At 43.6% G+C, this 22,724-nt stretch carries 25 protein-coding genes; 20 read left to right on the forward strand and 5 right to left on the reverse strand.

The window, feature by feature from the left end; all coding sequences use genetic code 11:
• Positions 1–2,579 (forward strand): isoleucine--tRNA ligase (gene ileS, locus QZ158_RS04050; RefSeq protein ID WP_293875067.1); only part of this gene is annotated, 2,579 nt, incomplete at its 5' end.
• 382 nt (positions 2,580–2,961) lie between these two features.
• On the opposite strand, the gene QZ158_RS04055 is transcribed toward ileS, so the two are convergent.
• The 3 genes from QZ158_RS04055 to QZ158_RS04065 all read right to left on the reverse strand — a co-directional run bounded on the left by QZ158_RS04055 (position 2,962) and on the right by QZ158_RS04065 (position 6,163).
• Positions 2,962–3,261: a DUF1827 family protein gene (locus tag QZ158_RS04055; protein ID WP_125329687.1), complete on the reverse strand. Its 300-nt coding sequence runs from the start codon at positions 3,259–3,261 to the stop codon at positions 2,962–2,964.
• Between the two features lie 67 nt (positions 3,262–3,328).
• Complete coding sequence (locus QZ158_RS04060) at positions 3,329–3,778, reverse strand: NUDIX hydrolase (protein WP_293875070.1); 450 nt, start codon at positions 3,776–3,778, stop codon at positions 3,329–3,331.
• A 117-nt stretch (positions 3,779–3,895) separates the two neighbouring features.
• On the reverse strand, positions 3,896–6,163 hold the full coding sequence (locus QZ158_RS04065; protein WP_293875072.1) for an ATP-dependent Clp protease ATP-binding subunit: 2,268 nt from the start codon (positions 6,161–6,163) through the stop codon (positions 3,896–3,898).
• A 229-nt stretch (positions 6,164–6,392) separates the two neighbouring features.
• Between QZ158_RS04065 and QZ158_RS04070 the strand changes: the two genes are divergently transcribed.
• From QZ158_RS04070 to metG, 19 genes are all read left to right on the forward strand, one after another.
• Complete coding sequence (locus QZ158_RS04070) at positions 6,393–6,623, forward strand: DUF1797 family protein (RefSeq protein WP_006596773.1); 231 nt, start codon at positions 6,393–6,395, stop codon at positions 6,621–6,623.
• A gap of 156 nt (positions 6,624–6,779) precedes the next feature.
• Positions 6,780–7,634 carry a bifunctional methylenetetrahydrofolate dehydrogenase/methenyltetrahydrofolate cyclohydrolase gene (locus QZ158_RS04075; RefSeq protein ID WP_293875077.1) on the forward strand — a complete coding sequence of 285 codons (855 nt, stop codon included), beginning with the start codon at positions 6,780–6,782 and terminating at the stop codon, positions 7,632–7,634.
• A 132-nt stretch (positions 7,635–7,766) separates the two neighbouring features.
• Positions 7,767–8,621: an NAD(P)H-hydrate dehydratase gene (locus QZ158_RS04080; protein WP_293875079.1), complete on the forward strand. Its 855-nt coding sequence runs from the start codon at positions 7,767–7,769 to the stop codon at positions 8,619–8,621.
• A 112-nt stretch (positions 8,622–8,733) separates the two neighbouring features.
• The gene (gene xseA, locus QZ158_RS04085) at positions 8,734–10,074 is read left to right on the forward strand and encodes an exodeoxyribonuclease VII large subunit (protein WP_293875081.1); all 1,341 of its coding nucleotides are present in this window, start codon (positions 8,734–8,736) and stop codon (positions 10,072–10,074) included.
• Positions 10,052–10,264: an exodeoxyribonuclease VII small subunit gene (locus tag QZ158_RS04090; protein ID WP_006596769.1), complete on the forward strand. Its 213-nt coding sequence runs from the start codon at positions 10,052–10,054 to the stop codon at positions 10,262–10,264. Before xseA ends, QZ158_RS04090 begins: the two co-directional genes overlap by 23 nt.
• Complete coding sequence (locus QZ158_RS04095) at positions 10,261–11,148, forward strand: polyprenyl synthetase family protein (RefSeq protein ID WP_293875084.1); 888 nt, start codon at positions 10,261–10,263, stop codon at positions 11,146–11,148. The genes QZ158_RS04090 and QZ158_RS04095 overlap by 4 nt, the downstream gene beginning before the upstream one ends.
• Positions 11,129–11,944, forward strand: a complete 816-nt coding sequence (locus tag QZ158_RS04100; protein WP_293875086.1) for a TlyA family RNA methyltransferase — start codon at positions 11,129–11,131, stop codon at positions 11,942–11,944. Before QZ158_RS04095 ends, QZ158_RS04100 begins: the two co-directional genes overlap by 20 nt.
• Complete coding sequence (locus tag QZ158_RS04105) at positions 11,937–12,368, forward strand: arginine repressor (RefSeq protein WP_048789749.1); 432 nt, start codon at positions 11,937–11,939, stop codon at positions 12,366–12,368. Before QZ158_RS04100 ends, QZ158_RS04105 begins: the two co-directional genes overlap by 8 nt.
• A 7-nt stretch (positions 12,369–12,375) precedes the next feature.
• Complete coding sequence (gene recN / locus QZ158_RS04110; RefSeq protein WP_293875089.1) at positions 12,376–14,040, forward strand: DNA repair protein RecN; 1,665 nt, start codon at positions 12,376–12,378, stop codon at positions 14,038–14,040.
• Positions 14,041–14,056: 16 nt separating this feature from the next.
• On the forward strand, positions 14,057–14,788 hold the full coding sequence (locus QZ158_RS04115; RefSeq protein WP_293875091.1) for a metallophosphoesterase: 732 nt from the start codon (positions 14,057–14,059) through the stop codon (positions 14,786–14,788).
• A gap of 83 nt (positions 14,789–14,871) precedes the next feature.
• Positions 14,872–15,705, forward strand: a complete 834-nt coding sequence (locus tag QZ158_RS04120) for a DegV family protein (protein WP_293875093.1) — start codon at positions 14,872–14,874, stop codon at positions 15,703–15,705.
• 134 nt (positions 15,706–15,839) lie between these two features.
• Complete coding sequence (locus QZ158_RS04125) at positions 15,840–16,115, forward strand: HU family DNA-binding protein (RefSeq protein WP_006596762.1); 276 nt, start codon at positions 15,840–15,842, stop codon at positions 16,113–16,115.
• A gap of 119 nt (positions 16,116–16,234) precedes the next feature.
• A complete protein-coding gene (locus QZ158_RS04130; RefSeq protein ID WP_285338143.1) occupies positions 16,235–16,390 on the forward strand; it encodes a hypothetical protein in 156 nt (51 codons plus the stop codon).
• A gap of 149 nt (positions 16,391–16,539) precedes the next feature.
• Positions 16,540–16,998 carry a Fur family transcriptional regulator gene (locus tag QZ158_RS04135; RefSeq protein ID WP_293875100.1) on the forward strand — a complete coding sequence of 153 codons (459 nt, stop codon included), beginning with the start codon at positions 16,540–16,542 and terminating at the stop codon, positions 16,996–16,998.
• 123 nt (positions 16,999–17,121) lie between these two features.
• Positions 17,122–17,250 (forward strand): hypothetical protein, encoded by a 129-nt coding sequence (locus QZ158_RS04140; RefSeq protein WP_263285629.1) that lies wholly within the window; start codon positions 17,122–17,124, stop codon positions 17,248–17,250.
• A gap of 45 nt (positions 17,251–17,295) precedes the next feature.
• On the forward strand, positions 17,296–18,096 hold the full coding sequence (locus QZ158_RS04145; RefSeq protein WP_223363515.1) for a hypothetical protein: 801 nt from the start codon (positions 17,296–17,298) through the stop codon (positions 18,094–18,096).
• Between the two features lie 2 nt (positions 18,097–18,098).
• Complete coding sequence (locus QZ158_RS04150; RefSeq protein ID WP_223363514.1) at positions 18,099–18,608, forward strand: hypothetical protein; 510 nt, start codon at positions 18,099–18,101, stop codon at positions 18,606–18,608.
• Positions 18,609–18,780: 172 nt separating this feature from the next.
• Positions 18,781–19,473, forward strand: coding sequence for a phosphoglycerate mutase (locus tag QZ158_RS04155; protein WP_042768625.1), 693 nt, complete (start codon positions 18,781–18,783; stop codon positions 19,471–19,473).
• A gap of 159 nt (positions 19,474–19,632) precedes the next feature.
• The gene (gene metG / locus QZ158_RS04160) at positions 19,633–21,624 is read left to right on the forward strand and encodes a methionine--tRNA ligase (protein WP_293875111.1); all 1,992 of its coding nucleotides are present in this window, start codon (positions 19,633–19,635) and stop codon (positions 21,622–21,624) included.
• A gap of 272 nt (positions 21,625–21,896) precedes the next feature.
• Here metG and QZ158_RS04165 read toward each other — a convergent pair whose 3' ends face one another.
• Positions 21,897–22,103 (reverse strand): helix-turn-helix transcriptional regulator, encoded by a 207-nt coding sequence (locus QZ158_RS04165; RefSeq protein WP_003006064.1) that lies wholly within the window; start codon positions 22,101–22,103, stop codon positions 21,897–21,899.
• Between the two features lie 10 nt (positions 22,104–22,113).
• Positions 22,114–22,635 carry a DUF2975 domain-containing protein gene (locus QZ158_RS04170; protein ID WP_293875123.1) on the reverse strand — a complete coding sequence of 174 codons (522 nt, stop codon included), beginning with the start codon at positions 22,633–22,635 and terminating at the stop codon, positions 22,114–22,116.
• Between the last annotated feature and the right edge of the window lie 89 nt (positions 22,636–22,724).

The raw sequence follows: 22,724 nt of genomic DNA on the forward strand, positions 1-22,724 counted from the left end.
TTTCAAAAGATATCATTGTTCGTTCTAAGTCTATGTCAGGTTTTTATGCACCGTACATCCCAGGTTGGGATACACACGGTTTGCCAATCGAGCAAGTCTTGGCTAAACAAGGTGTCAAACGCAAAGAAATGGACTTGGTTGAGTACTTGAAACTTTGCCGCGACTACGCCCTTTCTCAAGTAGATAAACAACGCGAAGACTTTAAACGCTTGGGTGTTTCAGGTGACTGGGAAAATCCTTATGTGACCTTGACGCCTGATTATGAAGCGGCGCAAATCCGTGTCTTCGGTGAAATGGCTAACAAAGGCTATATATACCGTGGAGCTAAGCCAGTTTACTGGTCATGGTCTTCTGAGTCAGCGCTTGCTGAAGCGGAAATTGAATACCATGACTTGGTATCAACATCACTTTACTATGCCAACAAGGTTAAAGATGGCAAAGGTGTCCTAGACACTGATACTTATATCGTTGTTTGGACAACAACTCCATTTACTATCACTGCTTCTCGTGGTTTGACTGTTGGTGCGGATATTGATTACGTTTTGGTTCAACCTGCTGGTGAAGCTCGTAAGTTTGTGGTTGCTGCTGAATTGTTGAACAATTTGTCTGAAAAATTTGGCTGGGCAGATGTTCAAGTTTTGGCGACTTACCGTGGTCAAGAATTGAACCATATCGTGACAGAGCACCCATGGGACACAGCAGTAGATGAACTTGTTATCCTTGGTGATCACGTTACAACAGACTCCGGTACTGGTATTGTCCATACAGCCCCTGGTTTTGGTGAGGACGACTACAATGTCGGTGTTGCCAATGGCTTGGAAGTTGCTGTAACAGTTAACGAACGCGGTATTATGATGGAAAATGCTGGTCCTGAATTTGCGGGTCAGTTCTATGACAAGGTTGTGCCGACTGTTATCGAAAAACTGGGTGATTTACTCCTTGCTCAGGAAGAAATTTCTCACTCATATCCATTTGACTGGCGTACCAAGAAACCAATCATCTGGCGAGCTGTTCCACAGTGGTTTGCCTCTGTATCTAAATTCCGCCAAGAAATCTTGGATGAAATTGAAAAAGTGAAGTTCCACTCAGAATGGGGGAAAGTTCGTCTTTACAACATGATCCGTGACCGTGGTGACTGGGTTATCTCTCGTCAACGTGCTTGGGGTGTGCCACTCCCAATCTTCTACGCTGAAGATGGCACACCAATCATGACGGCTGAAACCATCGAACATGTAGCTCAACTCTTTGAAGAGAACGGTTCCATCATCTGGTGGGAACGGGATGCTAAAGATCTCTTGCCAGAAGGATTTACACATCCAGGTTCACCAAATGGAGAGTTCAAGAAAGAAACAGACATCATGGACGTATGGTTCGACTCAGGTTCATCATGGAATGGGGTTGTAGTGAACCGTCCGGAACTCAAATACCCAGCTGATCTCTACCTTGAAGGTTCAGACCAATACCGTGGTTGGTTCAACTCATCTCTTATCACATCTGTGGCGAACCATGGTGTCGCACCATACAAGCAAATCTTGTCACAAGGTTTTGCCCTTGACGGTAAAGGTGAGAAGATGTCTAAATCTCTTGGAAATACCATTGCTCCAAGCGATGTTGAAAAACAATTTGGTGCGGAAATCTTGCGTCTCTGGGTTACCAGTGTAGACTCAAGCAACGATGTGCGTATCTCTATGGATATCTTGAGCCAAGTTTCTGAAACTTACCGCAAGATCCGTAACACGCTTCGTTTCTTGATCGCCAATACTTCTGACTTTAACCCAGCTGAGGATGCAGTAGCTTACGAAGAGCTTCGTTCCGTTGATAAGTACATGACCATTCGCTTTAACCAACTTGTTAAGACCATTCGTGACGCTTATGCTAACTTCGAATTCTTGACAATCTACAAAGCCCTAGTGAACTTTATCAATGTTGATTTGTCTGCCTTCTACCTTGACTTTGCCAAAGATGTTGTTTACATCGAAGGGGCTAAGTCACTTGAACGCCGTCAAATGCAAACGGTCTTCTATGACATCCTTGTGAAAATCACCAAACTTTTGACACCAATCCTTCCTCACACTGCGGAAGAAATCTGGTCATATCTTGAGTTTGAAACAGAAGAATTTGTTCAATTGTCAGAATTACCAGAAGCTCAAACATTTGCCAACCAAGAGGAAATCTTGGATACCTGGGCAGCCTTCATGGACTTCCGTGGTCAAGCTCAAAAAGCCTTGGAAGAAGCACGGAATGAAAAAGTGATCGGTAAATCTCTTGAAGCTCACTTGACCGTTTATCCAAACGAAGTCGTGAAAACTCTTCTTGGAGCTGTTGATAGCAATGTAGCACAACTCTTGATTGTCTCTGAATTGACTATCGCAGAAGGACCAGCCCCAGAAGGTGCAGTAGCATTTGAAGATGTAGCCTTCACAGTTGAACGTGCAACCGGTGAAGTTTGTGACCGTTGCCGTCGTATTGACCCAACAACGGCTGAACGCCACTATCATGCAACTATTTGTGATCATTGTGCAAGCATTGTTGAAGAAAACTTTGCAGACGCAGTTGCAGAAGGTTTTGAAGCAAAATAATAGATATCAAAAGAAGTTCCATAATGGAACTTCTTTCAGATTGAAGATAAAGTCTTCTGAAAAACTTTCCTTAGGTGAGTACGGACGTCAGCGAACTTCGTAGAAGTTCCATGACTAATTATTGAGCCTAAGGTCTCAATAATTCCGAGTTCCTGAAACAACTGTGTTTCAGGAACTTTTCTCACAGCGGAAAGTTTTTCATCTTCTTAAATGATTAAAAAATAAAAGTCATTTTTTGAAAATCTACTAGCTGTTTTATGTAAAACAATAGTTTGTCTCCATTCAAAAAGAAGTTCCATGATGGAACTTCTTTTTTGGTGACTAGAATGGTGTATCGTGTCCATCGTCAAGACAATAAAAAAAGTAAGGCGGAATAGCCTTACTAAATAATTGGGAAAGAAATTTCGATCAGTTTATCGGAGTAGAGCGTTTTAATAGTGGATTGGTCGATGATTTTGAGATCAATCTTGCGTTTTAAAAAGAACTCACGAATTTTTTCAACTTCTGTTTCACGAATGGCACGGTGTTTGTTACTAATCAGCAATTCGTAATGAGTAGGAGCTTTGGTAAAGATAACATCGGTGTTACCAGCTGAATAGACCTCAACAAGGGTAGCATCGGTACTTTCTAATTGACTTTTGACCAAATTAGCATGACTATTTGTTGTATTCATAAGCTTCATGTGAGATCCTCCTAAGCTCTTTCTCCATTTATTATAGCACTTTTTTTTATTTTGTGAAAGAAGTCGCTTACAATTTTTGGGCAGATTTCCACATTTTGATTCCCCATTTATGGCTTCCTCTTTTTAACTTTTCAATGGCTTCGTCAATGGGGAACCAGGCAATGTTATTGAAATCCTCTAGTGGCTTTTGAGCCTCTACAAAGTCAGTTACTTCATAGATATAAGCAGGATTGTAGTAGTGAGTGTCGCGGTGACTGGAGTAGAAGTACTCATCTGCTTGTCCATAATACTCGCCGATGGTCGCAGTGAAGCCCAGCTCTTCGATCAGTTCGCGCTCGAGTGCCAAGAAATGATCTTCTCCTGCCTCGATTTCACCACCTGGTAGGAACCAAGCCCCATTTGGAGCTTGGACTAGGATGATTTGGTCCTTAGTTTGATTTGGAATCACCGCATAGACTCCATAACGATTGACATAGTCAACATTTTCTTCTTTTGTTCCAAAAGTTGCAACAGTCATAATGATACTCGCTTCTTATTTTTTTATCATTATAACATAGATGGACATAAAAAGCAGTAGGAGATGAAAATAAGAGAGATTCCTTGTAGCTACTAGGAATCTCTCTGTAGAATGCGATTATTCAGTTACTTTTTCTGCTTCGTTCGCAGGTTTGCTCTTTCCTTTGATGCAAATCTTCCCATTGCTGGTCATGACAGCCTTCAGATCTTTCTCACTAGGATTTTCTAGGTAGTAATCTGTAATGGCATCTTCAATATAGTCTTGAATGGTGCGACGAAGAGGACGTGCCCCCATTTTCGGATCGTAGCCCAAATCAACCAGTTTCTCCTTGACCTTATCGGTAACATCCAGGTGGATATCATTGTGGGCTAAGCGTTGGTTGACATCGTCTAACATTAGAGTGACGATTTGAAGGAGGTTTTCCTTAGACAAGGCTTTGAATTCAATGATGCCGTCAAAGCGGTTCATGAATTCTGGACTAAAGAAGTTCCCCAGTTCACCTAGGATAGAATTGGTACGACCTTCACGAGCCGCCCCAAAGCCGACATTAGCCTCCGCTTTTCCAGTTCCCGCATTGGAAGTCATGATAATAATGGTATCTTTGAAGCTCACCGTTCGACCTTGCCCATCTGTCAAGCGACCATCGTCTAAGACTTGGAGGAACATATGCATGACATCTGGGTGGGCCTTTTCGACCTCATCCAAGAGGATGAGAGAGTAAGGGTTGCGACGCACCTTTTCAGTTAGCTGGCCTGCTTCTTCATAGCCGACGTAGCCTGGAGGTGCACCGACCAATTTGGCAACGGCATGTTTCTCCATATACTCACTCATATCAAAGCGAATCATACTGTCAGCAGAACCAAAGAGTTCGATGGCCAATTGCTTGGACAACTCGGTCTTCCCGACACCAGTTGGTCCAACAAAGAGGAAGCTACCAATTGGACGGTTTGGTGTTCCAAGCCCTACCCGGTTGCGACGGATGGCCTTAGCAATTTTTTCAACAGCCTCATCTTGACCGATGACATGAGCCTTCAAGTCAGCTGCCAAGTTGATCAATTGGGATTGTTCTTTTTCTTTCAAATCGCCAACTGGAATATTGGTCTTTTGCTCGACGATGTGTTCGATGGTCTTTTCGCTAATGACTGGCGTATCTTGATCAGTGACCTGTTGCCCTTGCATTTCTTTGTACTTAGCGATTTGGTCGCGGAAGTAGGCTGCCTTTTCAAAGTCTTCATCACGCGTCGCTTGAGCCTTGAGATTTTCGGCTTCAATTAAGCGTTGGTCGATGACTTTGGGATCGACAAAATTGAGGGTTAAGTTCATCTTAGAGCCTGCTTCGTCTAAGAGGTCAATGGCCTTGTCTGGCAAGAAGCGGTCTTGGATATAGCGATTGGAAAGGAGAGCCGCAGCCTCGATCGCACCATCGGTGTAGTGGACGTGGTGGTAATCCTCGTATTTCTTTTGAATGCCTTTGAGGATGGTGATGGTTTCTTCCACTGTAGGTTCGTCGACCTTAACGGGTTGCATCCGGCGTTCAAGTGCCGCATCCTTTTCGATAATTCGGTATTCATTGAGGGTTGTCGCACCGACTAATTGCAATTCGCCACGAGCGAGGGCTGGTTTGAGGATATTTCCAGCATCCATATTGCCATCACCAGCAGATCCGGCACCGACAATTTCATGGATCTCATCGATAAACAAAATAACATCTTCCCGGCGACGGATTTCCTCCATCAATTGTTGCATGCGCTCTTCAAATTGCCCTCGGATCCCAGTTCCTTGAACGAGGCTGACAACGTCTAAGCGAATGACTTCCTTGCCTTGCAATTTGTGAGGAACATCTCCATCGACAATCTTTTGCGCAAGGCCTTCCACGACAGCTGTTTTTCCGACACCGGGTTCCCCAATCAGGACAGGGTTATTCTTGGTCCGACGGTTGAGGATTTCAATGACACGAAGAATTTCATCGTCACGGCCAATGACCGGATCGATATCCCCACGGCGAGCAATTTCAGTAACGTTAATTCCAAACTCTTCTAGGAGGCCCTTTGGTTGTTGTTTGGCTTGAGCTCTACTTGGTCCTGAAGAACGACCGTTCCCATTTGAGCCATAGTCATTTCCACCACCATAGCCTCCTCCAGATTGGGTCGGAGGGGTTTGGGGTTCTTGCGGAGCCTGGAAGTTTCCTAGTTGATTGAAGAAATCTTCAAAAGGATCCCGTCCTCCGCGATTTTGTTGGTTTAATCCTGCGAGCAGACTATTGTTAGGATCCGTTTTCATAATTTGATAGCAGTTCTGGCAAAGGTCTACTTGTTGTTGGTGGCCATTCACGTTCGTATAAAGATGAATGGTTGAATCATTGATTTTACAGTTTTGACAAAGCATTCTCTTACCTCTTTCTCTAGGGTAAAAAGTGTAAAAACTATTGGTCAGAAATAGTCAAACTTTTATAGTTTCATTATAGCAGTATTCTAAAAGTTTGCAAGAATTTAGTATGAAGTCCGGTTTTAGGCATGGAATAAAGAGGAAAATAGCGGAAAAGTTGATTTTTATTGGAATTTCCTCCTTCTTTTATGATAAAATAGGAGAGTAGAAAGTAAATAGGAGAATCAAAATGGAATCACATTTGGTACGAATTATCAGCCGTTTGGAAGCGATGACGAAAGACGGTGGAAACTTAAAACGTAATTTTGAACGTGAAGGAGTTGTAGTTGCTGAAGTAGCTTACAACTATGATGAAGAAAATGGATCAGTATTTACTCTTCGTGATGTAGAAGCGCGTGAGACCTATACATTCGATAGCATTGACTTAATCGCAATGGAGATCTACGAATTGTTGTACTAAGAAGTATCAATCAAGAGTCTAGAGCATCTAGTCTCTTTTTTGTTGGAAGAAAATAGTTATAGTTTCTTCTTATAACCTTGTCTAATCAAGAAGTGTTAGGAGCAGGTTCACAAATCTGATATAATAGAGAAGATATTGAATAGAAAAGAGATTGAGATGACACATGTAATTGATGGGAAGGCCTTGGCAGTAAAATTGCAAGGGAAATTGGCTGAGAAAACCGCTCGCTTAAAGGCTGAGACTGGTCAGGTCCCAGGCTTGGTAGTGATTTTGGTGGGAGAAAACCCAGCTAGCCAGGTCTATGTCCGCAATAAAGAACGGTCAGCTTTGGCAGCAGGATTCCGAAGTGAAGTGGTTCGAGTACCAGAAAGCATTTTCCAAGAGGACTTGTTGGCCCTCATTGACCGCTACAATCAAGATCCACTCTGGCATGGTATTTTAGTCCAGTTGCCTCTACCAGCCCATATCGACGATGAGGAAGTTTTGTTAGCCATTGATCCTAATAAGGATGTCGACGGCTTCCATCCTCTCAATATGGGACATCTTTGGGCAGGAAATCCAGTCATGGTTCCCTCTACACCAGCAGGGATTATGGAAATGTTCCGAGAATATGATATCGATGTCGAAGGGAAAAATGCAGTCGTCATTGGTCGTTCAAACATCGTTGGAAAACCGATGGCCCAGCTTCTCCTAGCAAAAAATGCAACGGTGACCTTGACCCATTCGCGGACTCATCATTTGGCAAAAATTGCTAGAAAAGCAGATATCTTAGTGGTGGCGATCGGTCGTGCAAAATTTGTTACAGCTGACTTTGTTAAAGAGGGAGCAGTCGTTATCGATGTCGGGATGAACCGTGACGAAAATGGAAAGCTCTGTGGAGACGTGGACTATGAAAAAGTAGCTCCTCTGGCTAGTCACATCACTCCGGTTCCAGGTGGCGTTGGTCCTATGACCATTACCATGCTCATGTCTCAGACCTATGAGGCAGCTGTTCGGGCGTTGAAAAAATAGGTGAACTTGGATGGACTCGGGACAGTGTTTGTAGCTGTAGAATGTTTAGAAAGATTATTAAGGTAGAAACTTCGCTTCCTGCCTTTTTTTAGCCTAAACGTGGTAAAATAGAGGGAGAAAGAAGGGACGCTTATGTTAAGAGTTGACCAAACGTTGCTGCAACAAGTTATCCTTAGTCGTCAGTCAGACTCCTATAAGGGAGACTATGGGCGTCTGCTCTTGATAGGAGGAACTTATCCCTATGGTGGAGCCATTATCATGGCAGCCCTCGCAGCGGTTCATAGTGGAGCGGGCCTTATCACGGTTGCGACAGATCGCGAGAATATCCCTGCCCTCCATAGTCAGCTACCTGAAGCCATGGCTTTTGCTGTGACGGACCAAGAATTGTTGGTTGAGCAAATCGCAAAAGCGGGCGTCATTTTATTGGGGCCAGGACTCAATGCTAATGAGCTAGGGGCACACCTTGTAGAGCTAGTTTTTGATAGGGTTCAGCCTCATCAAGTGCTCATTCTAGACGGCGGAGCCATTAGCCTCTATACTCGCTTAGGACTTTCTCTTCCTCCAGCTCAACTGGTCTTTACTCCTCATCAAAAAGAATGGGAGGCCATGTCAGGTCTAGCAATTGGAGACCAAGGGGAAGAAGCAACAAGGCAGTCTCTGTCCCAACTTCCTCCAGTCAGTATTCTGGTCCAAAAAGGGCATCAGACTAAGATCTGGCAACAAGGGCAGACAGATTATTACCAACTATCGGTTGGAGGCCCCTATCAAGCAACGGGTGGTATGGGCGATACTTTAGCAGGCATGATTGCGGGCTTTGTGGGTCAATTTCCGCAAGTTGGACTCTATGAGCGCGTGGTAGTTGCCAGTCACCTTCATTCGGCCATTGCAGACGATTTGAGCAAGAATGCCTACGTGGTTTTACCGACCGCGATTAGTCGAGAAATTCCAAAATGGATGAGAGAAATTTGCCTTTCCAACTGCCAATAAAAAATCAAGTCTCAGATGATGAAATCTGGGGCTTTTTCCGTAGGTAGAATCAGCTTTTTCCTCTTATTTTTGGTATAATTTATACTAGAATTTTCCGTGTGAAGGGGGATCTATGTCAGAGTATTTATCGGTATCCAGTCTGACCAAATACCTCAAGTTAAAATTTGATAAGGACCCCTATCTAGAGCGGGTCTATTTGACGGGTCAGGTCTCGAATTTCCGTAAGCGTCCCAATCACCAGTATTTTTCTTTAAAGGATGAAAAAGCTGTGATCCAAGCGACTGTCTGGGTAGGGATTTATAAGAGTTTCGGCTTTGAGCTGGAAGAAGGCATGAAGATCAATGTCATCGGTCGGATCCAACTCTATGAGCCAAGTGGCAGTTATTCTATTGTCATCGAAAAGGCGGAGCCAGATGGCGTCGGTGCTTTAGCCATACAGTTTGAGCAGTTGAAAAAGAAACTCCAGGAAGAAGGACTTTTTCAAGAGAAGTTCAAACAGGCTATCCCCCAGTTCTCCAAGAAAATTGGGGTTATTACCAGTCAGAGTGGGGCCGTTATTCGCGATATTATCACCACTGTTTCGCGACGCTTTCCTGGCGTGGAGATTCTCCTTTTTCCAACCAAGGTACAAGGAGAGGGAGCGGCTCAAGAAATTGTCTCCAATATCCAGAAGGCCAATAATCGGACGGACCTCGATGTCTTGATTATCGGTCGTGGTGGTGGCTCCATTGAGGACCTATGGGCCTTTAATGAAGAGCCAGTTGTGAGGGCTATTTTTGAGTCTAGAATTCCCATTATTTCCAGTGTGGGGCATGAGACAGATACTACTCTGGCAGACTTTGTCGCAGATCGCCGGGCAGCAACTCCTACAGCTGCGGCTGAGTTGGCAACGCCTGTGACCAAGTTGGACCTGCTCAATCATTTGCAGAAACAGGAAGGGCGGATGGCAACCGCTATGCGCAACCGCCTAGTCTATCATCGAGAACGCCTGCAGAAACTGAGCCAATCGGTCATCTTCCGTCAGCCAGAGCGGCTGTATGATTCTTATCTGCAAAAGCTGGATCAGATTCAGTTGCGATTGAAACAGGCTGTGTCAGAGTCGGTTACCAGAAATAGCCGCCAGTTACAAGAACTCCGCCATCGATTGGCCTCCCAAGCACCACAGCATCAGCTCGAGCGTTATCGAGACCGGATTCTCCAGATGGAGCGATTGCTGACCTTGAAAATCAAGGAGCTCTACCAGACAAAAGCAGCAGATGCCAAGCGCCTATCGGAAGCTCTCTTGATGTTGGATACCAGTCGCATCGTGGCTAGAGGCTACGCCTTGGTACGGGCTGGAGATCAGGTTTTGGATAGCGTAGATACGATCAAAGAAAAGGATGCCTTGACGCTAGTCATGCGGGATGGGCAAGTAGAAGTAGAGGTAAAGCATGTCGAAAGAAAAGAAATTTGAAGAAAATTTAGCTGATTTGGAAGCTATTGTCCAAAAGTTGGAAAGTGGGCAAGTGCCCCTCGAAGAGGCCATCTCAGAGTTTCAGAAAGGAATGAAGCTATCAAAAGACTTGCAAGAAACACTTGATCAGGCTGAAAAGACCTTGGTCAAGGTGATGCAAGCAGATGGCTCAGAAACGGAACTAGTATGATTCTAGAAGAAAAACTGCAAGGGGTCGAAAAAGCGATAGAAGGCTTCTACGAGGCCAAACAAATCGCTCCCCGCTTGGTAGAATCTATCCTCTATTCAGTCCATGCAGGGGGGAAACGGATTCGACCTTTGCTCTTATTGGAGTTGCTGGAGGCCTTTCATGCTCCAATCCTTGAGGCTCATTTTCAGGTGGCAGCCGCTCTTGAAATGATTCATACGGGAAGCTTGATCCATGATGATTTACCAGCCATGGATAATGATGATTATCGTCGTGGTCAATTGACCAACCATAAAAAGTTTGGGGAAGACCTAGCCATCTTAGCAGGAGACTCGCTCTTCTTAGATGCCTTTGGCTGTGTGGCAGAGGCAGACCTTCCAGCTTCTATCAGGGTGCAACTGATTGCCCTGTTATCGGATGCTTCAGGGACAGCTGGGATGGTGGCAGGCCAAGTCTTGGATATGGAAGGGGAAGGGGCGAGCCTGACCTTGGACCAGTTGCAAGTCATCCATGCCAATAAGACAGGGCGACTGCTCGCCTATCCATTCCAAGCAACAGGGATCCTCTTAGAGCTTGAGCCAGCTGTTGCGACTCTCTTAGAGGAAATTGGCCTCCATTTAGGCTTGGCCTTCCAGATTCGGGATGATATTTTGGATGTGACTGCTGATTTTGCTTCCTTAGGGAAAACCCCTCAGAAAGATCTGCAAGCTGAAAAATCGACCTATCCTGCCCTCCTCGGTCTAGATGGAGCTCAGGCTTATTTGGATCGGGAGCTAGATGCCTGCGAGGACTTGCTCAATCGCATCTCTCAGCAGGTAGACTTTGACGGGACTGGAATCAAAAAGATTATAGAAAGACTTAGAATTCATGGCGAAGGAAAGAGTTGACGTACTGGCCTACAAGCAGGGACTTTTTGAAACCCGGGAGCAGGCCAAACGCGGTGTGATGGCTGGTCTGGTCGTTGCGGTCCATAACGGCGAGCGCTTCGATAAACCAGGCGAAAAAATTGATGAAGCGACAGAATTAAAACTCAAGGGTGAAAAACTCAAATATGTCAGTCGTGGTGGTCTCAAGTTAGAAAAGGCTTTGGACCTTTTTGAGATTGACCTGCAGGATAAGGTCACACTGGATATTGGAGCTTCTACAGGGGGCTTTACGGATGTCATGCTCCAAAATGGAGCTGCCTTGGTCTATGCAGTGGATGTAGGGACCAATCAGTTGGCATGGAAGCTTCGTCAGGATCCTCGGGTCATCTCGATGGAGCAGTTCAACTTTCGCTATGCGACGTCTGAGGATTTTGAGCAAACCCTAAGCTTTGCTAGCATTGATGTTAGTTTTATTTCCCTCAACCTCATCTTGCCAGCCCTCCATGGGATTTTACAAGAGGGAGGCCAGGTGGTCGCCCTTGTCAAACCCCAGTTTGAAGCTGGTCGAGAGCAGATTGGGAAAAATGGGATTATCAAGGATGCCAAGGTCCATCTGTCCGTCCTGGAACAGGTTCAAGGCTTTGCCTTAGAACATGGCTTCTCCGTCTTGGGAGTGGATTATTCACCGATCCAAGGGGGCCATGGCAATATTGAATTTTTACTTTATTTAGAAAAAAATACTGGGCAAGATCGTCTTCAACGGCAAGAGTTTGCGGCAGTTGTCGAAAAAGCCCACACTGACTTTAAACATGAATAGTAAACAAAACCGATTAGAAAAAATACGCCGCTTTATCCGAGAAAATAAAGTGGGTACTCAGGATGCCATTGTCGAACATCTGAGAGAAGCTGGAATTTCTGCGACACAAGCGACTGTTTCCCGCGATATTAAAGAGTTGGGGATTATTAAAACGCCTTTAAAAGGTTCAGCCTATGTCTACGAATTGCCACGCGTCCAACATAGTGGAAAATTAGCAGAAAATAATCTTCAATCCTTTGAACGCATGGGGAGCTTTTTGAACCTCAAGCTTGTCCCAGGGACAGCCTATCTAGTCAAGCGGCATCTACAAGAAGATTTTGATGACATCATCTTTAGCATGATTTCAGACGACAATAGTATTTTGATTGTGGCCCGCTCGGAAGAAAAGGCTCAGTTTATCGAACAACGATTGATGGAATGGTAGGAGAGAGATGCTATTAGAAATTTCAATTAAGAACTTTGCCATCATTGAGGAAATCGCTCTGAATTTTGAGACAGGGATGACGGTTTTAACCGGTGAAACTGGAGCAGGAAAATCCATCATTATCGATGCCATGAATATGATGCTGGGGAGCCGGGCGACGACCGATGTTATCCGCCACGGAGCTCCTAAGGCTGAGATTGAAGGCCTCTTTGCCATTGACGAAAATCCTGCCCTTCAGCAGTTATTTGAGGAACAGGGCTTAGAATGGGCAGAGGAGTTGATTATTCGCAGGGAAATTTTCCAGAATGGTCGGAGTGTCAGCCGGATCAATGGGCAGATGGTTAACCTCTCCGTTCTCAAGGCCGTTGGCCAGCATTTGGTAGATATTCATGGCCAGCACGATCAGGAAGAACTGATGCGGGCTCCCTTGCATATCGTAATGCTGGATAGCTTTGGGGAGGATACTTTTTTTGCGACTAAGAAGGCCTATAGAGAGACCTTTGAGAATTATAAGTCCTTGCGCAAGCAGGTCTTGCAGATCCAAAAAAATAACCAGGAAAACCAAGCTCGGATCGAGATGCTGGAATACCAAATTTCGGAAATCGAGGCGGCAGCCCTGTCCCTGGATGAAGATGTCCAGTTAGAGCAAGAACGGCAACGCCTGCTCAACCATAAGATGATTGCAGATACCCTAAGCAATGCTTATGCCATGCTGGATGCAGAAGACTTCTCCAGTCTTAGCAATGTGCGGTCGGCTATGAATGATCTGCAAAGTATCGAAGAGTATGATGCAGAATACAAGACCTTGTCTGATCAAATGGCTGAGACCTACTATACTCTGGAGGATTTGACCAAGCGCTTGGAGGATCTGGTAGATGGCTTGGACTTTGACGGCAACCGCTTGATGCAGGTGGAAGCTCGACTAGACCTGATCCATTCAATTACTCGTAAGTACGGTGGTCAGGTAAAGGATGTCCTTGATTACCTGGAGCAAATTAGCAAGGAATATAGCCTATTAACAGGAGGGGGAACCTCTTCTGAAGACTTGGAAAAAGAACTCAAGTCTATGGAAGGACAGTTGGTGGCCTTGGCTAAAGAACTGAGTCAAGGGCGTCATGCCTTGGCCCAAGAGCTGGAAGCAGAGATCCAGCAGGAATTGGCGGATCTCTACATGGAAAAAGCCCGTTTCCAAGTGCGTTTTACCCCATCTAAGTTTAATCGGGAAGGTAACGAAACGGTTGAGTTTTATATTTCAACCAACCCTGGAGAGGACTTTAAGCCTTTAGTAAAAGTAGCATCAGGTGGGGAGTTGTCTCGTCTTATGTTGGCCATCAAGTCAGCCTTTTCCCGTAAAGAAGGCAAGACCAGTATTGTCTTTGACGAGGTGGATACAGGGGTATCTGGTCGGGTGGCGCAGGCCATTGCTTCGAAGATTTATAAGATTGGACGTTATGGTCAGGTGCTAGCCATCTCTCATTTACCTCAGGTCATTGCAGTAGCCGATTACCAATTCTTTATCGAAAAGGTGAGCGATGAATTTTCAACGGTTTCGACCGTTCGCTTGCTCAGTCATGAAGAACGGGTCGAAGAAGTCGCTAAGATGCTAGCTGGTGAAGATGTGACAGAAGCAGCCCGTATGCAGGCAGAGCAATTGCTAAAACGGCCGTCCTAAGAAGAAAGGAACCGATATGGAAAGCTATTTCGTAGTGGGAGACATTCATGGAAAAGCTGGTATGCTAGAGGAACTGATGACCCATTGGGATGGTCAGTCCCAGCTGGTTTTTCTCGGAGATCTGATAGACCGTGGGGAAGATAGTCGTAAGGTTATCGAACTGGTCAAAGATTTTGTCGAACAGCAAGGGGCCATCTGCCTCTCTGGGAACCACGAATACATGTTTCTAGCCTGGATCGATGACCCGACCGAGCGCTATGACCATTACCGACGAAATGGTGGTGACACGACCATCAACTCTCTACTTGGTCGTCCTCTCACGGCTCCAGTAGATGGCGTGGCGGATGCTCGGCGCGTGCAAGAGACTTGTGGGGATCTCGTCGCTTTCATCCGTTCGCTTCCTTTTGTCTATGAAACAGAACACTATATTTTTGTGCATGCTGGGCTTGACTTGACCTTGCCTGATTGGCATGAAACGTCGGATTACCAAAAGGTCTGGATTCGCCAACCCTTCCATGAAGCTTTGAATCAGACAGGAAAGACCATTGTTTTCGGCCATACCCCGGTTCACTATCTCTTGGATCAAAAGATTGGAACCAAGGAGCTCTGGGTGACCAAAGATGGGAAGATTGGCATGGATGGCGGGGCTGTATATGGTGGCGTCCTCCATGGCATTCTCTTTGATGAAAGTGGAATGAAGGCCGATGTTGCCTTGGTCAATGATGGCTTTGCAGCTATCGATGATTAAGTAAAAAGGACTTTGTCCCACAAAAGCCTAGAAAATTTGATATAATAGAGTGGATATATCTAAGAAAAGATTGTAGGAATGTTATGTCACAAGTAAAAATTGTTACAGACTCATCCGTAACGATTGAGCCTGAAGTTGTTGAAAAATACGGAATTACCATCGTTCCCCTCTCTGTTATGGTGGACGGTGTCCTCTATTCAGATGCGGAATTAACAGAAGGACAATTCCTTCAGTTGATGAAGTCCAGTAAGAACCTTCCAAAGACCAGTCAACCTCCAGTAGGTGTGTTTGCGGAAGCCTTCGAAGGTTTGGCTGCAGAAGGGGCGCAAATTATTGCGATCCATATGTCTCATGCCTTATCTGGTACAGTGGAAGCTGCACGTCAAGGCGCTACCTTAGCCAATGCAGATGTCACGGTGATTGATAGTAGCTTTACAGACCAAGCCATGAAGTTCCAAGTGGTAGAAGCAGCGAAAATGGCTCAAGAAGGAGCTAGCGTAGAGGAAATTGTAGCCCGCATTGAAGAGGTCAAGCAAAAATCTAGACTCTACATTGGGGTTTCTACTCTGGAAAACCTGGTGAAAGGAGGCCGGATTGGCCGCGTAACTGGTTTATTGAGTTCCCTTTTGAATATTCGGGTTGTCATGGAAATGAAGAACGATGAACTGCAACCGATTGTCAAAGGACGCGGACAGAAGACCTTTAAAAAATGGTTGGACGAGTTGATACGAGACTTATCTGGTAAAGAAATCGCTGAGATAGGGATTTCCTATGCTGGTGGACCTGACTTTGCTAACCAAATGAAGGCACAATTACAGCCTTTGGTTGCAGCTCCAATCTCTGTTTTGGAGACAGGTTCGATCATTCAAACTCACACTGGTGAAGATGCCTGGGCAGTTCTCGTCCGATTTGCATAGAAGCCCGTCAATAAAGGAATTTATTCCTAGATAAATGTTGATAAAAACAAGTTTAGTACTTGACCTAAAAGCATTTTTTAGATATGATAGAGATGTTAAGGGTAAAACCTAAAAAAATTTGGAGGATTTGTTAAATGGCTAACAAACAAGATTTGATCGCAAAAGTGGCAGAAGCTACAGAATTGACTAAAAAAGACTCAGCAGCAGCAGTTGACGCTGTATTTGCAGCTGTTTCAGAATACCTTTCAAAAGGTGAAAAAGTTCAATTGATCGGTTTCGGTAACTTTGAAGTTCGTGAACGTGCAGCTCGTAAAGGTCGCAACCCACAAACTGGTAAAGAAATCAAAATCGCTGCTTCTAAAGTTCCAGCATTCAAAGCTGGTAAAGCTCTTAAAGACGCAGTTAAATAATTGTGATTACAAAGGTTCCTTCTAGCTTGCTAGAAGGAACTTTTTGTTTTAGAGTAGTTTCTAGACAGGGCCTATAAATAGGAGTATAATAGAAAAAAGTGAGAAATGGAGGGTGGATCATGAGATGGATTGTTGGAATCTTTGTTCTGCTCATGATTAAGCCAATTCTTTATCTATTGAAAGGTCTCTGGTTTGTCGCGGAACTCTTCTTTATGTTCCTCTTTGTCAAAATTTTACTAGGAACCATGAGATGGATCTTTAATTGGGGAAGTTAAGATTAGATATAAAAAAGTGTGGGAGTAATGGAGCTTGATTCGAGCTGATTTAATCCTGCACTTTTCCTTATTTACAAACATTCTAATTAGGCAAAATGTAGTATTCGTGATATAATAGTTTTAAAGAAGAGACAGAAAGGGGAAAGACCATGCTAGCTTGTTTAACACTCGATTCCATTCAACAAGAAAAAGTGGAAGATGTATTGCAACACCTGCGTGAAAAATCTGTACGGATTACAGAGACGCGTCGGGCAGTCCTTTCCTATCTTGTCAAAAGCCAGGAACATCCAAGTGCGGATGCCATCTATCAGGACTTGAAACCAGCCTTTCCCAATATGAGTCTGGCAACCGTTTATAACAATCTCAAGGTCCTTATTGAAGAAGGCTTTGTTTCAGAAATAAAAGTACGCAATGACACCACGACCTACTTTGACTTTATGGGACACGATCATTTAAATCTGATTTGTGAGTCTTGTGGGAAGATTGATGATATTGATATCGAAGTTCCAGACGTGAGAGCAGAAGCGAGAGAAAAAAGTGGCTACGTCATTACCAAGTGCCAAACCACAGTTTATGGCCTTTGTCCGGAATGCCAGAAGCAACAGTAGAAAAAATGAAAAAGGAGCCATCAGGCTCTTTTTTGTATATCATAACGACACCAGGATAGTGAAAGAAAAATAGTGAAAATCATGATATAATATACTTCTGTAATCAAACAATAGGAGAACGAGATGAAAAAGCTGGAGAATTTTTCTTGGAAAATGTGGCAGGTCTATGCCTTAGCAGCAGTGACCATTTTTATGATTGGTGCTATATGGTCTTTCTTTTTCTTGAAAACGGTCCCTCATATAGTTGGATAGGGTAACAATGTTTGTGAGATAAGGACTTATAGAAAGATTTAAAAAATGAAGATAAAGAGTGAAAAACTAAAAAGTTTACTGGTCATTGTTGGTTTTTTTATCCTTTTATGTATTTGTTTCTATAAAAATTTAGAATCAAATATCAAGGAAATCTACAGGAATAATCATTATACAGGAGAGGTTCGGATCACGAGCCTTTCGCTTACAAGTGAAACAAAACTAGTGATTAATGCTAATTATATCTATTCTGAAACGATTAATGGGAAAGTCGTCTCTATTCCATTGAAGAAACAAATGATGTTGGAACAAGTCATTTTGCCATATTATCCACCTGTAGCTAAAGAAGTACGTTTTGGATTGCTTGGTGATTCAATAGGAATGTATAGTGAGCCTCCTAGCACGTATGTACCCATTCTTGAAAAAGCCCTAGAATTGAATCCTGAGAGAAAAAAGTTGGAGCAGGAATTAAAGAAAAAAATAGATCAAAATTCTATCTTAAAAGGATCTAAGGTTGAATTAAAACTTGGTATTTCAAGTAAAATAAAGTATATTGGCGGGATACATTGGCTTGAAGATTACGAGAAACAATCGGCGAAGAAGGGACGGAATGTTCTTGGAGGATGGTATGGTTTTCCGGTAAAAGAAGCTTTAGATAATGATGTCCTATATGTTCAAGTGACATTACCTAAAGGTGTGAAGAGGGATCATATCCGATTTAAGGATGAATTAGAAGCGATTGTACAAACATCGAGTTTGCCAAATGGTCTCTATGTCTTAGGAACTGTGACAGATTCGAATTTCGATGAGGTTGAGATTGAAGACAGAGTGGTTAAGGAAAGGAATTAAAGATGTCAGAAACAAAACAAGAAAGTAATCTTAGTTTAGTCTGGGAGCTTGCGTTGTATATTGTTCTAGTTCTATCAATTGTTGGATTTCCATTTTTGAATGGTCTTTATTATTCGTATTCTGATGATTCACAGGTTTTTCTATTTCGAAAAAGCAACTCAGTATTTTGGGGGCAAGAATTTAAAGGTGTGGTGAATTCTTACTTTATTATTTCTCTCATACTATTAATTGTTTTACCTGTTATAGCCTATTTTATTCATGATTCTTTTGAAAAAAAGGGGTATCCATTTTTGGCTAGCCTGCAATCTTTTTTGATTCACCTATCTTGTAGTGTTATTCTAATATATGCTGCATTTTCATTAACAATTCAAAAAGTTTATTATAATTTGGGGTTTGGTGTTTATCTTTGTATGCTAATTTATATGGTTCATATGTATAGTGATTTAAAAGATATCAGAAAAATGATTGAACAACGAAATTCCTTGACTGAAGAGAATCAAGCAACAGAGTAGCCTGTCTAAGTGAAAGAAGAAACATTCCTCATTTTCAAACCAGAGCCGTTAGGCTCTTTTTTGTGAGAAATTGCACTTTTCTATGGTCGCCACTAGATTTTTTACTGAAAATCTAGTAGAATAAAATAGATAAACGGGGGAAACCTCGGAGAATAAAAAGGAGATCCATCTAATGGTAAAATTGGTTTTTGCTCGCCACGGTGAGTCTGAATGGAACAAAGCTAACCTTTTCACTGGTTGGGCTGATGTTGATTTGTCTGAAAAAGGTACACAACAAGCGATCGACGCTGGTAAATTGATCAAAGAAGCTGGTATTGAATTTGACCAAGCTTACACTTCAGTATTGAAACGTGCGATCAAAACAACTAACTTGGCTCTTGAAGCTTCTGACCAATTGTGGGTTCCAGTTGAAAAATCATGGCGCTTGAACGAACGTCACTACGGTGGTTTGACTGGTAAAAACAAAGCTGAAGCTGCTGAACAATTTGGTGATGAGCAAGTTCACATCTGGCGTCGTTCATACGATGTATTGCCTCCAAACATGGATCGCGATGATGAGCACTCAGCACACACTGACCGTCGTTACGCTTCACTTGACGACTCAGTGATTCCAGATGCTGAAAACTTGAAAGTGACTTTGGAACGCGCTCTTCCATTCTGGGAAGATAAAATCGCTCCAGCTCTTAAAGATGGTAAAAACGTATTCGTAGGAGCACACGGTAACTCAATCCGTGCCCTTGTAAAACACATCAAACAATTGTCAGACGACGAAATCATGGATGTGGAAATCCCTAACTTCCCACCATTGGTATTCGAATTTGACGAAAAATTGAACGTAGTTTCTGAATACTATCTTGGAAAGTAAGATAGCGGGATTCGTTATCAATCATAGAAAGCTGACTTCGGTCAGCTTTTTTGTTTGTCCGTCGCAGACCTAGCTGTTTTTTGGTTTTCAGGGACTCCTAAAAATGATATAATGAAGTGTTATTACATAAGGTTTCATTAGCCTTGAAAGGAAAAGAAAATGACAAAATCATTCTACATCACAACTCCTATCTATTACCCATCTGGTAAATTGCATATTGGTTCAGCTTACACAACCATCGCCTGTGACGTCTTGGCACGTTACAAACGCATGATGAACTACGATGTTTTCTACTTGACTGGTCTCGATGAGCACGGGCAAAAGATCCAGCAGAAAGCAGAAGAAGCTGGGATTACACCACAAGCTTATGTAGATGGGATGGCGGTTGGAGTGAAAGAACTCTGGCAATTGCTCGATATCTCATATGATAAATTCATCCGTACGACAGACGATTACCATGAAAAAGTGGTGGCCCAAGTCTTTGAACGCTTGCTGGCACAAGACGACATCTACCTGGGTGAGTACTCTGGTTGGTATTCAGTATCTGATGAAGAGTTCTTTACAGAAAGCCAATTGGCTGAGGTTTACCGTGATGAGAATGGGAAGGTTATCGGTGGGGTAGCCCCATCAGGCCACGAAGTAGAATGGGTTTCTGAAGAATCTTACTTCCTTCGCCTCAGCAAATACCAAGATCGCTTGGTTGAATTTTTCAAATCCCAACCTGATTTCATCACGCCAGATGGCCGTCTCAATGAAATGTTGAAAAACTTCATCGAGCCAGGTTTGGAAGACTTGGCGGTATCTCGTACCACCTTTACCTGGGGTGTGCCAGTTCCATCGAATCCAAAACACGTGGTCTATGTATGGATTGATGCCCTTCTTAACTACGTGACAGCTCTTGGTTATGACCAAGATGAGCATGGCAACTTTGACAAGTTCTGGAACGGAACTGTCTTCCACATGGTCGGAAAAGACATCCTTCGTTTCCACTCCATCTACTGGCCAATTCTTCTCATGATGTTGGATGTTAAATTGCCAGAACGTTTGATTGCCCATGGTTGGTTTGTCATGAAAGACGGCAAGATGTCTAAGTCTAAAGGGAATGTCATCTACCCAGAAATGTTGGTGGAACGCTTCGGCTTGGATCCACTCCGTTACTACCTCATGCGTAGCCTTCCAGTTGGTTCTGATGGGACCTTCACACCAGAAGACTACGTGGCTCGTATCAACTATGAATTGGCCAATGACCTTGGAAACCTCCTCAACCGGACGGTAGCCATGATTAACAAATACTTTGGTGGTCAAGTTCCAGCTTATGTCGAAAATGTCACTGCATTTGATGCTGATTTGGCTAAGGTGGTTGAAGAAAACATCGCAGAATACCACAAGCAAATGAATGCGGTGGATTACCCACGCGCTTTGGAAGCCGTATGGAACATCATCTCTCGTACCAACAAGTACATTGATGAGACAGCTCCTTGGGTCCTCGCTAAAGAAGATGGTGACAAGGAACAATTGGCAGCAGTCATGGCTCACTTGGCAGCTAGCCTTCGTGTTGTGGCTCATTTGATCCAACCATTTATGATGAACACCTCAAATGCCATCATGGAACAACTTGGTTTGGGCTTGGACTTTGATCTTGAAAACTTGACTTTAGCAGGCTTCCCTGAAAATGTCACAGTGGTTGCCAAAGGAACTCCAATCTTCCCACGTCTTGACATGGAAGAAGAAATTGCCTACATCCAATCTCAAATGACTGCAGGCAAGCCACAAGAAAAAGAATGGATTCCAGAAGAAGTGGAACTCAAGTCTGAAAAAGATGAGATCAAATTTGAAGACTTTGACAAGGTTGAAATCCGTGTAGCAGAGGTCAAAGAAGTGGAACGCGTCGAAGGATCAGACAAACTGCTTCGCTTCCGCCTTGACGCTGGTGACGGTGAAGATCGTCAAATCCTCTCAGGTATCGCTCAATTCTATCCAAATGAACAAGAATTGGTCGGCAAGAAACTTCAAATCGTGGCCAACCTCAAACCACGTAAGATGATGAAGAAATATGTCAGCCAAGGCATGATTCTTTCCGCAGAACACGGGGATCAATTAACAGTCTTAACTGTTGATCCATCTGTTCCAAATGGAAGCATCATCGGGTAAACATAGATAAAAAAGCACTCCCGCGGGAGTGCTTTTCTTGTATTGATATGGTTCCCATCATTGAATTTTACAAGGATGGTAGATGAGTCCTATTAGTAATGAATGTTAATGGAGACTTCCGCAGTGAGAAAAGAGTCTGAAACATTTTCGTTTCAAACTCTCGGAAGATTTGAGACAGTAGGCTCAAATCTTAGGTATGGAATCCCAAAGGGATTCGCTACTGTCCGTCCTCACCTAAGGAAAGTCTCCGATTACATTACTTAATACATTTCCTATTCATCTGGCCGGTATTCCAGGATGTCTCCGGGTTGGCAGTCGAGTTCTTTGCAGATGGCTTCAAGGGTGGTGAAGCGGATGGCTTTGGCCTTACCTGTCTTGAGAATGGAGAGGTTGGCAGTCGTGATGCCGATTTTGTCGGCTAGCTCGTTGGATTTCATTTTTCGCTTGGCCAGCATGACATCTAGATTGACGATAATCATGGCACCCTCCTTAAATGGTTAGCTCATTTTCTTCAGCAATCTCAATCCCTCTCTCTAAAATCTTGCCAAGGACCCAGACGATTGGAACGGCAAGGAGCAGCCCTGTGTTAAAGGTAAATTGGAAGGTGAAGGGAAGGAGATAAGCATTGCCGCTGGTCTCAAGTGTACCAGACATAAAGGACAAGACCAAGAGAATCTTCCAAGCTCGGTTGCAAAGAGCAATGTTGGAGTGTGAAAAGATCTTTTCTTGGTAGAGATTTTGGAGGAAGCTGCGAATGGTGAGGAGAAGAAAAATATAAATAGCGCTTGAGACTAGTGGGAAGAGCAACTGCCAGAGGGGTTGCAGATGTTTGGGGAAGAGCTGGATGCCATTTACCTCAAAGGACAAGCGTCCAGTTTGAATGAGATCTTTAAACACTCCCATCCGGGAAAGCAGGTGGACGACCAGTGCAGCCAGGGTCATAAAGCCACAGAAGTAAATGAAAGCCGTTAAGACTTCAATGACATTTTTTAAGGTTTTTGAGTTTTTCATCGCAAGCCTCCTTGAAGTTTATTTATTTTTCACTTATAGTATACTCCTTATAAAAAATAAGTCAATAAAAAAGTATCGAAAAACAATAA

The sequence above is a fragment of the Streptococcus sp. A12 genome (genome assembly GCF_905372335.1).
In the GTDB taxonomy this organism is placed as follows: Bacteria; Bacillota; Bacilli; order Lactobacillales; family Streptococcaceae; genus Streptococcus.

What these genes read in the sequence shown, in the direction of transcription:
- QZ158_RS04135 (WP_293875100.1), top strand. Translation starts at nt 16,540, where the DNA reads ATGCTAGCTTGTTTAACACTCGATTCCATTCAACAAGAAAAAGTGGAA.
- QZ158_RS04140 (WP_263285629.1), top strand. Translation starts at nt 17,122, where the DNA reads ATGAAAAAGCTGGAGAATTTTTCTTGGAAAATGTGGCAGGTCTATGCC.
- metG (WP_293875111.1), top strand. Translation starts at nt 19,633, where the DNA reads ATGACAAAATCATTCTACATCACAACTCCTATCTATTACCCATCTGGT.
- QZ158_RS04100 (WP_293875086.1), top strand. Translation starts at nt 11,129, where the DNA reads ATGGCGAAGGAAAGAGTTGACGTACTGGCCTACAAGCAGGGACTTTTT.
- QZ158_RS04080 (WP_293875079.1), top strand. Translation starts at nt 7,767, where the DNA reads ATGTTAAGAGTTGACCAAACGTTGCTGCAACAAGTTATCCTTAGTCGT.
- QZ158_RS04065 (WP_293875072.1), bottom strand. Translation starts at nt 6,163, where the DNA reads ATGCTTTGTCAAAACTGTAAAATCAATGATTCAACCATTCATCTTTAT.
- QZ158_RS04165 (WP_003006064.1), bottom strand. Translation starts at nt 22,103, where the DNA reads ATGATTATCGTCAATCTAGATGTCATGCTGGCCAAGCGAAAAATGAAA.
- QZ158_RS04125 (WP_006596762.1), top strand. Translation starts at nt 15,840, where the DNA reads ATGGCTAACAAACAAGATTTGATCGCAAAAGTGGCAGAAGCTACAGAA.
- QZ158_RS04090 (WP_006596769.1), top strand. Translation starts at nt 10,052, where the DNA reads ATGTCGAAAGAAAAGAAATTTGAAGAAAATTTAGCTGATTTGGAAGCT.
- QZ158_RS04070 (WP_006596773.1), top strand. Translation starts at nt 6,393, where the DNA reads ATGGAATCACATTTGGTACGAATTATCAGCCGTTTGGAAGCGATGACG.
- QZ158_RS04130 (WP_285338143.1), top strand. Translation starts at nt 16,235, where the DNA reads ATGAGATGGATTGTTGGAATCTTTGTTCTGCTCATGATTAAGCCAATT.
- QZ158_RS04105 (WP_048789749.1), top strand. Translation starts at nt 11,937, where the DNA reads ATGAATAGTAAACAAAACCGATTAGAAAAAATACGCCGCTTTATCCGA.
- QZ158_RS04150 (WP_223363514.1), top strand. Translation starts at nt 18,099, where the DNA reads ATGTCAGAAACAAAACAAGAAAGTAATCTTAGTTTAGTCTGGGAGCTT.
- xseA (WP_293875081.1), top strand. Translation starts at nt 8,734, where the DNA reads ATGTCAGAGTATTTATCGGTATCCAGTCTGACCAAATACCTCAAGTTA.
- QZ158_RS04075 (WP_293875077.1), top strand. Translation starts at nt 6,780, where the DNA reads ATGACACATGTAATTGATGGGAAGGCCTTGGCAGTAAAATTGCAAGGG.
- QZ158_RS04095 (WP_293875084.1), top strand. Translation starts at nt 10,261, where the DNA reads ATGATTCTAGAAGAAAAACTGCAAGGGGTCGAAAAAGCGATAGAAGGC.
- QZ158_RS04155 (WP_042768625.1), top strand. Translation starts at nt 18,781, where the DNA reads ATGGTAAAATTGGTTTTTGCTCGCCACGGTGAGTCTGAATGGAACAAA.
- QZ158_RS04060 (WP_293875070.1), bottom strand. Translation starts at nt 3,778, where the DNA reads ATGACTGTTGCAACTTTTGGAACAAAAGAAGAAAATGTTGACTATGTC.
- QZ158_RS04170 (WP_293875123.1), bottom strand. Translation starts at nt 22,635, where the DNA reads ATGAAAAACTCAAAAACCTTAAAAAATGTCATTGAAGTCTTAACGGCT.
- QZ158_RS04055 (WP_125329687.1), bottom strand. Translation starts at nt 3,261, where the DNA reads ATGAAGCTTATGAATACAACAAATAGTCATGCTAATTTGGTCAAAAGT.
- recN (WP_293875089.1), top strand. Translation starts at nt 12,376, where the DNA reads ATGCTATTAGAAATTTCAATTAAGAACTTTGCCATCATTGAGGAAATC.
- QZ158_RS04120 (WP_293875093.1), top strand. Translation starts at nt 14,872, where the DNA reads ATGTCACAAGTAAAAATTGTTACAGACTCATCCGTAACGATTGAGCCT.
- QZ158_RS04115 (WP_293875091.1), top strand. Translation starts at nt 14,057, where the DNA reads ATGGAAAGCTATTTCGTAGTGGGAGACATTCATGGAAAAGCTGGTATG.
- QZ158_RS04145 (WP_223363515.1), top strand. Translation starts at nt 17,296, where the DNA reads ATGAAGATAAAGAGTGAAAAACTAAAAAGTTTACTGGTCATTGTTGGT.